We start from the raw sequence: 12,526 nt of genomic DNA, 5'->3' as shown, positions 1-12,526 counted from the left end.
CACGGCACAAAAAAGTCGAAAAATTGACTTTAAGAATTGGACCTTTTTTAATTGGATCCATTTTGTGTTTAGTTGTGTACTTTGTTAGGTCCTATTTTATGGTTTAATAGCTCCTTTTTTGTTATCACCCATAAACACTTCTGCATAGCTTCACTTTAAAAATGAAGTGTTGACATTTTAAATACATCGGCATATAATTATTTTGAATTCAAGATATATTAATTAAAAGTATTTTTTCGGCAAAGCCTGCATATAGAGTAAAGAAGCAAAATTTTTTTAAGTAAATATCTCGAATTAAAAATAATCGAAAGAAGGATGATTCAGTATGTTATTAGATTTAGGACTTTTAATTATTCGTTTAGTGATTGGACTATCGTTCATGGCTCATGGAGCACAGAAACTGTTTGGTTCATTTGGAGGGCATGGCATTAAAGGAACAGGAGGTTTCTTTGAATCAATCGGCATTAAGCCGGGTGTTGCGATGGCCGTGATTGCGGGTTTAGCTGAGTTTGCAGGCGGGGCATTTTTTGCGGCAGGATTTCTTACTCCTCTTGCTGGAGCTGCTTTAGCTGGTACAATGCTTGTTGCCATTGTTAAAGTTCATGCACCAAACGGATTTTGGGCTGCACAAAATGGATATGAATTCAATTTGACTCTTCTTGCAGTAGCAATCGGTGTTGCTTTGACAGGCGCAGGTGCTTATTCACTTGATGCATTATTTTTCTAATATGAAAAAAGAAGGAACTCATCCTTGAGTTCCTTCTTCTAGTTTAAGATTGGAGTCGGTCTCTAACCTTTCTAGAATCCGTCTTTTTTGGTATAGCATGATGCCTGTCTCTGCGATATCTTTCACCATTGATCGATTCGTATATGCCCCGAAAATCATGCCTGCTACAGGTACCATCTGCAATAATTTTTTTAGTCCAAAATGGTCACGGTATGTATAAACAACTTCCCGCCACCCCTGAAGCTTTGACATCATTTCGGCAGGTGCCATGCTGCGGTTATAATAGCCTGACAATTCATTTAGTATCGCTTGCTTTCCAACAATATCAGCTGATGCAAACTGCAGGCACTTCACGATGAAAATTCGCTCTTCCCGATCAGTCGGATCATAGCCGTACGCAATCGCAATTTCTTGAAGTGTTTTTAATGATAGACCCAATAAAACAGGGATATCAACTGCAAGAGTAAAAATCCCTCCGAATCCAGTTGTCGCGCCTTGAACGGTGGCAACTTTTCCGCGGTTTTTCTTTAAATCCTCACCTACTAGGTTCATCACATTTATTGGAACTTTTTTCATATCATCAATACTGCTCACAGTCTCATTTGGAACATGATGCTGCACTTTTTTTAAAATGCCATTTTTTTGTGTTAAATACTTTCCGCCGCTCTGAATAAAACTGCCGAGTTCATCAAGCAGGATGCCGATTTTCTTTTGAATAAAAGCTGGTGTCAGTTTATCTAGTATTTTAAAAGGAATTCGTCCGATTTTCTCCCAGAAAAATAACCCTTTCTGGTCATCTTCCCATTTTTCGATCTCTTTTAAATGACCGAGAAGCTGTTCTTTTGTTTCCATGATCTAAACCGTCCCTTTCTTTTTACTATCTTCTTCCATTTTACCAAAAAGTAAGCAAAATGAGAAAGACATGAGGCATATCTTTTGGATTTTGCTGAAAGTTATCAGATAATGAAGGTATTCTGAATAGCTGAAAGGGGATTATTATCATGGCAAAAAACCTGCAGGATGTTACAGTCTTACATAATGGAGTGAAAATGCCTTGGTTTGGGCTGGGCGTTTTCAAAGTAGAAGATGGCGATGAAGTTGTCAATTCAGTAAAATGGGCAATTGAAGCAGGTTATAAAAGCATTGATACAGCTGCTGCCTATAAAAATGAAGAAGGCGTAGGACAAGCTTTAAAAGAAAGCGGTGTACCGCGCGAAGAGCTATTCATCACTACAAAAGTGTGGAATGCCGATCAAGGATATGAATCCACATTAAAAGCATTTAATGACAGCATGACGAAGCTTGGATTAGAATATTTAGATTTATATCTTGTTCACTGGCCGGTAAAAGGCAAGTATAAGGAAACATGGAAAGCATTAGAGACGCTCTATAAAGAAGGAAAAGTGAAAGCGATCGGCGTAAGCAACTTCCAGATTCATCACCTTGAAGATGTTATCGCTGATGCTGAAATTGTTCCGATGGTGAACCAGGTTGAATATCATCCGCGTTTGACTCAAAAGGAACTTCAAGCATTCTGCAAGCAGCATAACATTCAGCTTGAAGCATGGTCACCGCTCATGCAGGGCAAACTGCTTGATGATAAAACATTAAGTGAAATTGCAGAAAAGCACGGCAAGTCAGTCGCCCAAGTTATCCTTCGCTGGGATCTGCAAAATGAAGTAGTAACCATACCGAAATCTGTGAAGGAGCACCGCATTTATGACAATGCAGCTATCTTCGATTTCGAATTATCACAGAAAGAGATGGAGTCTATCGACGGACTTAACCGTGACGAACGTGTAGGGCCGGATCCGGATAATTTTGATTTTTAATACTAAAGCTTGATAAACAGGCGGTCCACTGCGGACGGCCTGTTTTTTTTGGCTGAAAAAGCTATGTACAAAATAAAATAGGGTAATTACCCTGATTTTATAAAAAGAAATCCGGCAAAATCTACTAATATTTTCTTGTTTTTATAGAATTTTACAATTAAATCGGCAAAGTACGCAATATGGAAGCTGAGAAGTCAATAACAGTCACGATTGAAAGAAACAAAAGAAATCGACTTAAATCATGTTAAATCACTTATTCAAAATTCAGATGCTAAAAAGGGTACAAAAGCTGTACTTCAACTGCATATCTTGTGAGCAGAAGTTCATTTTGAACTCAACAAAATTTTTCCTTCTTTAAGCTCTTATTTTGAAAACAAAGGCTCCACGATTCTAAAGGATGTAAAAAGTGATGTAAAACGATATCCGAATTCTGTGATGAGTACAAAAGACAAAAAAGAAATTGTATCAGCCCTGCAATTTGTCATTGAAAAAAGAACAGAGACCAACTAGTATTTGTACAATTCTGTCAATGTTGGTATAATCTAAGTAATTAAAAGTGCGGATTTAAATTGTTGAAGGAGAAGTGCCAACTATATGACAAAATTCAAATTCTTTTCCCTCCTATTAATTATAGGGGGGCTTATTTTTACAGGATATGGTGTATGGCAAATCGTTGAGACTAACGTAAAAACGAATCAAACTTTGGCAGATGCGCAAGCTGCCATCCGATCAGCAGAAGATAAGGAATTGCCTCCTTCAGGAGAAAGGTATGAACCTGAGGTTGGAGATGCAGTAGGGATTCTTAAAATTGATCGATTAAAGGCTGAACTTCCGATTGTTGAAGGGACAGATCCTGATGATTTAGAAAAAGGGGTCGGCCATTACAAAGGCAGCTATTATCCAAATGAAAATGGCCAGATTGTTTTGTCGGGGCACAGGGATACAGTGTTTCGCAAAGCGGGAGACCTGGAAAATGGCGATTCCCTAAAGATTCTTTTGCCGCAGGGTGAATTTGAGTACATAATCAAGTCAACTAAAATAGTAGATGCAGATGATACAAGCATCATTACGCTGCAAAATGAAAGGGAAGAACTTATTTTAACGACGTGTTATCCTTTCAGTTTTGTCGGCAATGCACCTGAGCGCTATATTATATATGCTGAAAAAGTGAATTAAAAGACTAGGGGGATGTTACGTGATTACAATTCAAGAAATCTTGGAGGAAGAAGACTTAAAAAAAGCATATTCCGTTATGGCTCAACTGCGGACACAGTTAAGTGAGGAAGACTATTTTAGATTATTTGGAACAATGAAAGAGCAAGGATATCGATTAATCTGCCTTTATGAAGACGGCCAAGTAAAAGCGTTAGCGGGAATCATTCAATAGACGAATTTCTATAACGACAAACATATTTATGTGTATGATTTAATAACAGATCAAGCTTCAAGGTCGCGCGGATTTGGAGAGAAGCTGTTAAATTATGTAGAAGATCTTGCGAAAGACGCAGGATGCAGTATGATGACACTCACATCAGGGAATCAACGGATTGATGCACACCGTTTTTATGAAGAAAAGATGGGATTTGAACGTGTCAGCCATGTGTTTAATAAGAAATTCTGAAAGAAAGCCCCGAAAATGGGGCTTTTTCATATGGGCAAGATTCAGTTTGCACCAGGGTGGGTGGCCTGAAACTTGTCTCTAAATTGGGAGGTAAATGGAAAAAAGAAAGTATGCTGCTCAAAACGGAAAGTATTTTCCATGTTTTCGGGAAGTAATAACAACATTCCGGAAAGTAAAAGTCTCATATGGGAAAGTAAATCGAATTTGACTAAGATAAATCAAATCAGAGCCGCTGCTTCAATGCCTGATCAATGTTGAAAACTCATACATTTCCATCAGCTTTTTCATATCCTCTGGAAATGGAGCGAAAACCGTAATGTTTTCATTTGAAAATGGATGCAGCACGGTAATTTCGGATGCGTGCAGTGCCTGCCTTTTCAAAAGCTTTGTATTTCCTCCATATAGTTCATCTCCGACAATCGGGTAGCCAATATGGCTTAAATGGACCCGGATCTGGTGAGTCCGGCCAGTGTCGAGCTGCAGCTTAATAAGGGTTACATCGAAGACCATGTTCGTATCTTCTGTTTTGAAACGAGTTAGTGCGGTTTGACCATTTGGGGATACTCTGCGCCGAGTTGGGTGGTGGCGGTCTTTGCCGATTGGATGCTCAATCTTTCCCTTTTTCTGCTTCAGTTTTCCTTGCACAATGGCAGTGTACGTTCTTTTTATTTTCCTGGCTTCAAGATATCGATCCAGAATGGCGTGTGAAAGGGCATGCTTCGCAAAGATGATTGCACCTGATGTATCGTGATCAAGCCTATGTATATGCCGTACTTTTCTGGAAAGTCCCTGCATTTGAAAGTGAAAAGCTACTGCATTTGCCAATGTGCCGGTTTGGCCGGGTTCATTGGGATGTGTATCCATGCCTGCCGGTTTATTGACAATGATGAGATGCTCATCTTCAAATAAGAGATCCAGTTCCATGTATTCAGGTATTAAATCAAAATCTTCATCTTGAAATAACCGGATGATAAGCAAGTCTCCTTCTGTTAATGGTGCCGTCCAATTAGGTTTTTCGTCATTTACTTTTACATCATTGTCCATACGCCATTTATGAATGAGCGCTTTTGGCGCATTTAATTTATCTTTCAGCAATTGCTGCAGAGGAATCCCTTTCCAGTCTTCCTTTACAGGTAACTCCATCCATTCTCCTTTGATTTTCATCGCGATCACCTATCTATCATTAGTCTTTCAAGTATACTAAAGTTTCTTACTGGATGTCCAAGCTAGAAACGGAAACACTTACCTCTCCTTTAGGATAGAGAGCTATGTTATTCTAGACCTAAGACACTGGCACGAACGGAGCAAAGAGGTGAATAACTTGAGAATTGTTTTTGCATCAACAGAGGAACAAGAGCAATATATTGAAGAATTGATTGAATATATGTATGAAGATATCTTTCCACAGTATTTTTCAGATGAAACGATCGATCAGCTTGATGACCTTGCTGTCTTAAAGCCTCATGCTGAAAAATTAAAGTATAATGGCACACTGAGAGAAGCCTTTCAAATTATATCCAGTCTCCAGGCATTGACAGCATTGCTTAATCATTTGGATGAGCATTCTGAAGCTGAACAAAGAGAGCTTTACAATCGGAATATTAAAATTTTAAAACAATATGGCTATCAATTTCCGCTTACGTTTGACAACTTTTTGTCTTCAAAAGAGAAGGAAGAGCAGGTAAGCAAGTATGGCAAGCCTGCAAATAAGTGGATTGTATAGAAAAAGGGTACACGGCTGTGTACCCTTTTTTGTCGTTTAGAATATTACAAAAGGTAAAAGGTTGTGGATAATGAAATAAAGGTATCTTCGGCAAGCTCCGGCGCCTAGCTCACTGTGAAAAAGACAATTGCTCAGGAGAAGGCAAAAAGCGCCTTCTTCGGTTAAATGACACTTGATTCTCAGGTGCGTCATTTAACCCAGGTCAATTCCTATTTTCTTTGCGAGCTGACCAAGACGCCTGCGCTTTTGTTCTTGATTTTTATGATTTCCATTTATTCAATAAGTCTGTAAAGTAAGCCTCATCGTTATATCCTTCAACACGATCAACTTCTTTTCCATCTTCGTATTTGACTAGGGTCGGAGTGTGTGTGATGCCATATTTTTTCCAGCCGTCTTCAAATTCAAGCAGGTTAAATTGGCCGATTTCAACTCCAGTTTCTTCAGCAACTGGCATTAAAACAGGTGTTGTTCTTTGGCAATGCTCACAAGTAGGGCTGAAGTAATAAACGACAAAATCCTCTTTTTTATCGATTTTTTCGTCTACTTCTTCAGGAAGGATAATGTCTTGATAATTTGGATCATCCAGCTGGTCAACAGTTGCTGCATCAAGATTGTCTTTTCCATATGGATTGCCTTCTGCTTTTTCTTTCTGCTGATAGCTTGTGACAAATGCCAGGGCACCGAATAATACGATAAAAACTGCTGCGAAAATCATAACCTTTTTCATCTTAACGACCGCCTTTCATTTTTCTGTAACTATTTAAGCTAGTGATGAAAATAATCGTAAATCCAATAAGTGCAAGAAACGGAATCGTAATAAATCCAAGCCAATTAATGTATTCGCCTGTGCATGGAACAATGCCGCATGATGCAGAATGTGTGCCAACAAAATCGATCTTTTGTACGGCATAGTGATAAATGGAGATGGTTCCGCCTATCGCTGATAAAATCATCGAATAAAAGGCAATCTGATAGTCTTTTCTGTAAATCGCCATGCCTAAAATCACGACTAGAGGATACATTAAGATTCGCTGATACCAGCAAAGATCACATGGGATGAAATCCATGATTTCAGAAAAATATAAGCTTCCCAGCATGGATACGAATGATGCTGCCCATGCGATAAATAATTGATTCTCTATGTACTTTTTCGTTTCCTCTGACACGTTATCGCCTCTCAATTCAGAAGTTTACACTACATATTATAGTCCTAGGGCAAGTTCTTGTAAATCAAAGTTAATAATTTTAAAAACATCTTAAGATTCTCATTCTTTTCCTGTTAATCCATAAAAGAATAAATGCAAAAACTCTTTCGCCATTTTGTTGCGATCCTCATATTCCACTATAAATTGCGGGTGCTTGTATACTTCGGATGCGAACATGTTGAAATAAAACCTAATTGTTTCAAATGATAAATCATCCCTGATATGGCCTTTTTCTTTTCCGCTGTCAATTAAACGTTTTAAAAGAGGAATCGAGTGATGAACCGTAAACTCGTTCATAATGTGTTTGATTTCACCTTCGTTTGACATGATATATTCTAATAGCACAGATCCTATTGCGGCAGAATCAGCAATTTTTCTTACAACAAGCCGTTCCATTTTTTCCTGAAAAGGGATGTTCAAATCCAATAATTCTGTGTAAAAATCAAGCTGCTCCTGTAAAAATGCTTTGATGACTTCAACCGCTAAAGCATCTTTGCTGCCATAATAATTATAGATTGTGACCTGAGACACATTTGCACTGGCGGCAATTTCCTGGATATTTACTTTATTAACACCGTATTGTGAAAAAAGATGAAATGCCGCTTTTTGAATCTGCTCCATTTTAGATTGCTTTCTTCTTTCAAACCCGTTCATCCGCACCACCTCTTCCTTATCTTAAATAAAATAGATAGTGAATACAAATACCAAATATCACATCAAAGGCAATGTTAATGTCAGTGAAAAAAGGTCACATTTTCTAGGAAGAAAAAGCTGCTGCTTTGAACATAATAAAATCTGAAAGGAGCTGTTTAATTTGAATTCATCAATTAGAGAAAGTATGTCGAAAGATCTTGTAACAATTACATCTACACAAAGCATACAGGAAGCTGCAGAGCTTATGAGCAGCCAGAATGTAGGATCGATTCCTGTCGTTGACGGGGGACAGGTGAAAGGCATCATTACAGATCGGGATATCACGCTTCGTTCAACAGCAGAAGGCAAGACAAGCGATACAAAAGTAGCTGATGTTATGTCTTCAAACCTTGTTACTGGGACACCAGATATGAGCAGCGAGGAAGCAGCACAGCTGATGGCATCAAATCAGATTCGCCGCTTGCCAATCGTTGAGAATAATCAGCTGGTAGGCTATGTTGCTCTAGGGGATCTTGCTACTAATCAAATGTCTGATGAAGCGGCCGGTCATGCACTGACCAACATTTCAGAACAGCATTAATAGTCGAAGTGCACCTGCTTTAGCGAGCAGGTGCTTTCTTAATTCTTAAAGATGAAAACAATAGGACACGAATGAAGTCCAAAAACAGCAGTTCGGTACTTTTGAAGACCCCAACTATCACTATGATTTAATTACCCTTTTCTGCAAGTTCCTAATTGTTCTTCTATTTTCTTATTCCGTTATATAATGGATATATTAATGACGAGGGGGAAGCTATATGATAAAAGCAATTATCTTTGACTTTGACGGATTGATTCTTGACACTGAAACACACGAGTATGAGGTCTTGAAGGAAATCTTTAAAGAGCATGGCAGTGAGCTTCCTCTTTCAGTATGGGGCAATGTCATAGGGACTTCATCTGATTTTCATCCCTTCACATACTTAGAAGAACAGCTGCAGAAGAAGCTGAATCATGAGGATTTAACGAAAATTCAGGAAGACAAGTTTCAAAAACGGATGGCAGCTGAGATTGCCCGTCCGGGAGTGGAGGCTTATTTGAAGGCTGCGAAAGAGCTTGGATTAAAGATTGGATTAGCGTCAAGCTCAAGCTATGAGTGGGTAAGTACATACCTGAAAAGCTTACATTTATTTGATTATTTTGAGTGTATCAGGACATCGGATCATGTTGAAAAAGTAAAACCTGATCCTGCATTATACATCGAAGCTGCAAAGTGCCTGAACGTAAATCCAGAAGAATGCCTGGCATTTGAGGATTCAGTAAATGGAGCGAGTGCCGCCAAAAAAGCAGGTATGTACTGTACCATCGTTCCAAATAGCGTTACAAAGAATATGGAGTTTGGTGAGATTGACCACCGTTTGGAGTCAATGGCTGAGATGGAACTTGAAAAAGTTATCTCACTTATTGAGTCCGGCAAGTAGACATGTTTCAACGAGCGCTTTTCAGGGAATAAATTGCTGTTACCATGTAAAGGAGCTGTTCTTGTGACTGATACAATTGATTTGTCTAAATTTGAGAAAAAAATGATCATCAGAAATATTGAAAGTAAAGACATAGATGAAATATTAGCCATGCAGGCATTATGCTTTCCTGGCATGGTCCCATGGGAAAGAGAGCATTTAGAAAGCCATTTGGAGCATTTTCCAGAAGGTCAGTTTTGTGCTGAATTTGAAGGGAAGATTATCGGATCATGCTCAAGCCTGATCATTAACTTTGATGAATATGATGACCGTCATACGTGGGACGATATTACAGATAATGGCTATATTTCAAACCATAATCCTGACGGCTATAATATGTATGGGATAGAAGTGATGGTCCATCCTGAATACCGCCGCATGAAGATCGGTCATAGGCTCTATGAAGCAAGAAAAGATTTAGCAAGACGTTTGAATCTTAAAAGCATCATAATAGGCGGAAGAATCCCGAATTATCATAAGTTTGAAAATGAAATGTCTCCCCGCCAATATGTTCAAGAGGTTATCCATCATAAAATTTATGATCCCGTTCTATCATTCCAGCTGCTGAACGGATTCACGCTAATGAGGATTAACCCTAACTATTTGCCTGATGATCGTGCATCAGGAAAGTACGCGACATTAATGGAGTGGAATAATGTCGATTACATGCCTAACACAAAACGTTACTATAAAACAGCTTTGCCTGTGAGGATATGTGTTGTACAGTACCAAATGAAACAAATTAACTCCTTTGAAGAGTTTGCGACACAGGTTGAATATTATACAGACGTAGCATCCGATGCATCTGCAGATTTTGCAGTATTCCCAGAACTCCTGACAGCCCAGCTCATGTCCTTTTTAGATGAAAAGTCACCGAGCAGAGCGATCCGCAGACTGACAGAGTATACAGAGGAGTACATTAGTCTCTTTACAGAGCTTGCCGTTAAATATAACGTCAACATCGTCGGCGGTTCACACTTTGTCGAAGAGGATAACGGCAAGATATTTAATGTTGCTTACCTTTTCCGCAGAGATGGAACCATTGAAAAGCAATATAAGATTCACATCACTCCAAATGAACGTAAATGGTGGGGCATCAGCAGGGGGGATGATGTAAAAGTATTTGACACCGATTGCGGCAGGGTTGCCATTCAAATCTGCTATGATATTGAATTCCCTGAGCTTGCACGCATTGCGACTGAAAAAGGAGCAAAAATCATTTTTACGCCTTTTTGTACAGAAGACCGTCAAGGATATTTGCGTGTTCGTTATTGTTCGCAGGCAAGAGCAGTGGAAAATCAAATTTATACGGTTATTTCGGGAACAGTCGGAAATCTTCCGCAGACGGAAAACATGGATATCCAGTATGCTCAATCTGCGATTTTTGCACCTTCTGATTTTGAATTTGCAAGAGACGGAATTGTCGGAGAGTGCAACCCTAACATTGAAATGGTTGTCATCGGAGATGTTGATCTGGAAATCCTCCGCAGACAGCGTCAATCAGGCACAGTCAGACAATTAAAAGACCGCAGACATGACGTTTACGGAATCAGATATAAAAAGAACTAGGCAGAGATTATCCAATCTTTGTCTTTTTTTCTATTTTAATGAAAATAATGGACTTGAGTTTATGTAAGCTTATGTAGTACATTCCTTGTAAGCATTTATAAATAGATAATCAATTTAATAAAAAGGGAGGTGCAGAATATGAGTTTTGAAAGTCAGCAGATTTTGCCCGCAATCCGCAATATGAAACAGTTAGAGCGTTTTTTAGAAAGCCCCTACGAATACGGTGTTCTTCTGGATACTCATCTAGGTCAGGTTCGGAATATTATCCGGCTGGCATCCGCATCCAATAAGAAAATTCTCATTCATATCGATTTAATTCAAGGTCTGAAGCACGATGAATATGCAGCTGAATTTATCTGTCAGGAAGTGAAGCCCGCTGGCTTAATTTCAACGAGATCCAACGTCATTACAAAAGCTAAACAAAGAGGAATTTATGCGATTCAGCGTCTGTTTCTGCTAGATTCAAGTGCATTGGAGAAAAGCTTAGAACTTATTGCAAGAAATAAACCGGATTATATAGAAGTTCTCCCAGGCCTTGTACCAAGCTTAATTGAAGAGGTGAAAAGAAAAACAGGGATCCCCATCCTTGCAGGAGGCTTCGTAAAAACCTCAGAGGAAGTGCATAAAGCATTAAAAGCTGGTGCGACAGCCGTCACATCATCAGAGATGTCATTGTGGAAAAATTATCAAAATATATAAAATATATCTGTTGACAACGCTTTCAAAAGAATGTACGATGAGAGCAAGTTAATAAATGTGATGGAGAAACGGAGATCCACAACAAATCTTTACTTGGGTAAAGGAATTTGTTGTGGATTTTTTTATCTTCTAATCTATGAGAATCACATTTATAGATAGGGGGATTTAGAGATGACAGCTTTTTGGGGTGAAGTAATTGGTACGATGATTTTAATCGTGTTTGGCGGAGGTGTATGTGCTGGAGTCAGCTTAAAGAAATCATTTGCACATGAATCCGGCTGGATTGTTATTACAATGGGATGGGGTTTCGGTGTAGCTATGGCTGTTTATGCAGTAGGGGGAATAAGCGGAGCGCATTTGAATCCAGCTGTTACATTTGCACTTGCATTTGCCGGTTCATTTGATTGGAACCAGGTGCCATCCTATCTTTTAGCTCAAATGATTGGAGCATTTTTAGGAGCTGTGCTTGTTTATCTGCAATATTTGCCGCACTGGAAAGAAACAGAAGATCCAGGTGCAAAGCTTGGAGTATTCTCAACAAGTCCAGCGATTCCAAATCATTTTGCAAACTTTATCAGTGAAGCGCTTGGAACATTTATCTTTGTGCTGACGTTGCTTGCGATTGGAGCGAATACATTTACAGAGGGCTTAAATCCCCTGATTGTAGGTTTCCTCGTCGTTGCAATTGGCTTATCATTAGGCGGAACAACAGGGTATGCGATCAACCCGGCACGCGATCTTGGACCAAGACTTGCCCATTTTGTATTGCCGATTGCAGGCAAGGGAAGTTCTAACTGGAAATATGCGTGGATTCCGGTTGTAGCTCCTCTAGTAGGGGGATCATTTGCAGCCGTCTTTTACAATTACGTATTTAAGGGTAATATCGATACTATGTTCTGGTATGTCGCAGCTGTCCTTGTGATCATGCTTGGAATTGTATACGCTCTTACAAAAAAACAAACAAATTCTTCTAGCACAGCATCATATTGAAAATTAC

At 39.1% G+C, this 12,526-nt stretch carries 15 protein-coding genes and 1 pseudogene; 11 read left to right on the top strand and 5 right to left on the bottom strand.

Features of this window, described 5'->3' with window-relative positions; all coding sequences use genetic code 11:
• Positions 1-325: 325 nt before the first annotated feature.
• Positions 326-727 (top strand): DoxX family protein, encoded by a 402-nt coding sequence (locus tag CYJ36_RS13215; RefSeq protein ID WP_101567738.1) that lies wholly within the window; start codon positions 326-328, stop codon positions 725-727.
• 18 nt (positions 728-745) lie between these two features.
• Here CYJ36_RS13215 and CYJ36_RS13210 read toward each other — a convergent pair whose 3' ends face one another.
• Positions 746-1,579, bottom strand: a complete 834-nt coding sequence (locus CYJ36_RS13210) for an EcsC family protein (RefSeq protein WP_101567737.1) — start codon at positions 1,577-1,579, stop codon at positions 746-748.
• A 149-nt stretch (positions 1,580-1,728) separates the two neighbouring features.
• Here CYJ36_RS13210 and CYJ36_RS13205 point away from each other — a divergent pair, with 149 nt between their 5' ends.
• The 4 genes and pseudogenes from CYJ36_RS13205 to CYJ36_RS24430 all read left to right on the top strand — a co-directional run.
• Positions 1,729-2,559 carry an aldo/keto reductase gene (locus tag CYJ36_RS13205; RefSeq protein WP_180850304.1) on the top strand — a complete coding sequence of 277 codons (831 nt, stop codon included), beginning with the start codon at positions 1,729-1,731 and terminating at the stop codon, positions 2,557-2,559.
• Between the two features lie 594 nt (positions 2,560-3,153).
• Positions 3,154-3,735, top strand: coding sequence for a class D sortase (locus CYJ36_RS13200; protein WP_101567735.1), 582 nt, complete (start codon positions 3,154-3,156; stop codon positions 3,733-3,735).
• Between the two features lie 19 nt (positions 3,736-3,754).
• Positions 3,755-3,946 carry a hypothetical protein gene (locus CYJ36_RS24435; protein ID WP_257962475.1) on the top strand — a complete coding sequence of 64 codons (192 nt, stop codon included), beginning with the start codon at positions 3,755-3,757 and terminating at the stop codon, positions 3,944-3,946.
• Positions 3,947-3,967: 21 nt separating this feature from the next.
• Positions 3,968-4,180, top strand: a pseudogene (locus CYJ36_RS24430) (GNAT family N-acetyltransferase); the annotation flags it as partial.
• Positions 4,181-4,417: 237 nt separating this feature from the next.
• Here the strand turns inward: CYJ36_RS24430 and CYJ36_RS13190 are convergent.
• Positions 4,418-5,350, bottom strand: coding sequence for an RluA family pseudouridine synthase (locus CYJ36_RS13190; RefSeq protein ID WP_101567808.1), 933 nt, complete (start codon positions 5,348-5,350; stop codon positions 4,418-4,420).
• A gap of 151 nt (positions 5,351-5,501) precedes the next feature.
• On the opposite strand from CYJ36_RS13190, the gene CYJ36_RS13185 reads away from it, so the two are divergent.
• On the top strand, positions 5,502-5,903 hold the full coding sequence (locus CYJ36_RS13185) for a DUF5365 family protein (RefSeq protein WP_101567734.1): 402 nt from the start codon (positions 5,502-5,504) through the stop codon (positions 5,901-5,903).
• Between the two features lie 259 nt (positions 5,904-6,162).
• On the opposite strand, the gene CYJ36_RS13180 is transcribed toward CYJ36_RS13185, so the two are convergent.
• The 3 genes from CYJ36_RS13180 to CYJ36_RS13170 all read right to left on the bottom strand — a co-directional run bounded on the left by CYJ36_RS13180 (position 6,163) and on the right by CYJ36_RS13170 (position 7,762).
• Positions 6,163-6,630 carry a thioredoxin family protein gene (locus tag CYJ36_RS13180; protein WP_101567733.1) on the bottom strand — a complete coding sequence of 156 codons (468 nt, stop codon included), beginning with the start codon at positions 6,628-6,630 and terminating at the stop codon, positions 6,163-6,165.
• Position 6,631: 1 nt separating this feature from the next.
• Complete coding sequence (locus tag CYJ36_RS13175; protein WP_101567732.1) at positions 6,632-7,069, bottom strand: disulfide oxidoreductase; 438 nt, start codon at positions 7,067-7,069, stop codon at positions 6,632-6,634.
• A gap of 99 nt (positions 7,070-7,168) precedes the next feature.
• Positions 7,169-7,762: a TetR/AcrR family transcriptional regulator gene (locus CYJ36_RS13170; protein ID WP_101567731.1), complete on the bottom strand. Its 594-nt coding sequence runs from the start codon at positions 7,760-7,762 to the stop codon at positions 7,169-7,171.
• A gap of 184 nt (positions 7,763-7,946) precedes the next feature.
• On the opposite strand from CYJ36_RS13170, the gene CYJ36_RS13165 reads away from it, so the two are divergent.
• From CYJ36_RS13165 to CYJ36_RS13145, 5 genes are all read left to right on the top strand, one after another.
• The gene (locus CYJ36_RS13165; protein WP_101567807.1) at positions 7,947-8,342 is read left to right on the top strand and encodes a CBS domain-containing protein; all 396 of its coding nucleotides are present in this window, start codon (positions 7,947-7,949) and stop codon (positions 8,340-8,342) included.
• A 217-nt stretch (positions 8,343-8,559) separates the two neighbouring features.
• Positions 8,560-9,222 carry an HAD family hydrolase gene (locus CYJ36_RS13160; RefSeq protein ID WP_101567730.1) on the top strand — a complete coding sequence of 221 codons (663 nt, stop codon included), beginning with the start codon at positions 8,560-8,562 and terminating at the stop codon, positions 9,220-9,222.
• Positions 9,223-9,324: 102 nt separating this feature from the next.
• Entirely contained in the window at positions 9,325-10,830 is a 1,506-nt protein-coding gene (locus tag CYJ36_RS13155; protein ID WP_374702810.1) for a GNAT family N-acetyltransferase, read from the top strand.
• A gap of 138 nt (positions 10,831-10,968) precedes the next feature.
• Complete coding sequence (locus CYJ36_RS13150) at positions 10,969-11,529, top strand: glycerol-3-phosphate responsive antiterminator (RefSeq protein ID WP_101567728.1); 561 nt, start codon at positions 10,969-10,971, stop codon at positions 11,527-11,529.
• 171 nt (positions 11,530-11,700) lie between these two features.
• Positions 11,701-12,519 (top strand): MIP/aquaporin family protein, encoded by an 819-nt coding sequence (locus CYJ36_RS13145; protein ID WP_101567727.1) that lies wholly within the window; start codon positions 11,701-11,703, stop codon positions 12,517-12,519.
• Positions 12,520-12,526 lie beyond the last annotated feature (7 nt).

The sequence above is a fragment of the Bacillus sp. UMB0893 genome, assembly GCF_002858905.1.
Taxonomy (GTDB): domain Bacteria; phylum Bacillota; class Bacilli; order Bacillales; family Bacillaceae; genus Bacillus_P.
The sequence above is the reverse complement of the archived record's forward strand: the minus strand, read 5'-3'. Positions and strand labels throughout refer to the sequence as shown.

Excerpts from the sequence above, each read along its gene's own strand:
- CYJ36_RS13215 (WP_101567738.1), top strand. The coding sequence starts at position 326 with ATGTTATTAGATTTAGGACTTTTAATTATTCGTTTAGTGATTGGACTA.
- CYJ36_RS13210 (WP_101567737.1), bottom strand. The coding sequence starts at position 1,579 with ATGGAAACAAAAGAACAGCTTCTCGGTCATTTAAAAGAGATCGAAAAA.
- CYJ36_RS13205 (WP_180850304.1), top strand. The coding sequence starts at position 1,729 with ATGGCAAAAAACCTGCAGGATGTTACAGTCTTACATAATGGAGTGAAA.
- CYJ36_RS13200 (WP_101567735.1), top strand. The coding sequence starts at position 3,154 with ATGACAAAATTCAAATTCTTTTCCCTCCTATTAATTATAGGGGGGCTT.
- CYJ36_RS13180 (WP_101567733.1), bottom strand. The coding sequence starts at position 6,630 with ATGAAAAAGGTTATGATTTTCGCAGCAGTTTTTATCGTATTATTCGGT.
- CYJ36_RS13170 (WP_101567731.1), bottom strand. The coding sequence starts at position 7,762 with ATGAACGGGTTTGAAAGAAGAAAGCAATCTAAAATGGAGCAGATTCAA.
- CYJ36_RS13165 (WP_101567807.1), top strand. The coding sequence starts at position 7,947 with ATGTCGAAAGATCTTGTAACAATTACATCTACACAAAGCATACAGGAA.
- CYJ36_RS13160 (WP_101567730.1), top strand. The coding sequence starts at position 8,560 with ATGATAAAAGCAATTATCTTTGACTTTGACGGATTGATTCTTGACACT.
- CYJ36_RS13155 (WP_374702810.1), top strand. The coding sequence starts at position 9,325 with ATGATCATCAGAAATATTGAAAGTAAAGACATAGATGAAATATTAGCC.
- CYJ36_RS13150 (WP_101567728.1), top strand. The coding sequence starts at position 10,969 with ATGAGTTTTGAAAGTCAGCAGATTTTGCCCGCAATCCGCAATATGAAA.
- CYJ36_RS13145 (WP_101567727.1), top strand. The coding sequence starts at position 11,701 with ATGACAGCTTTTTGGGGTGAAGTAATTGGTACGATGATTTTAATCGTG.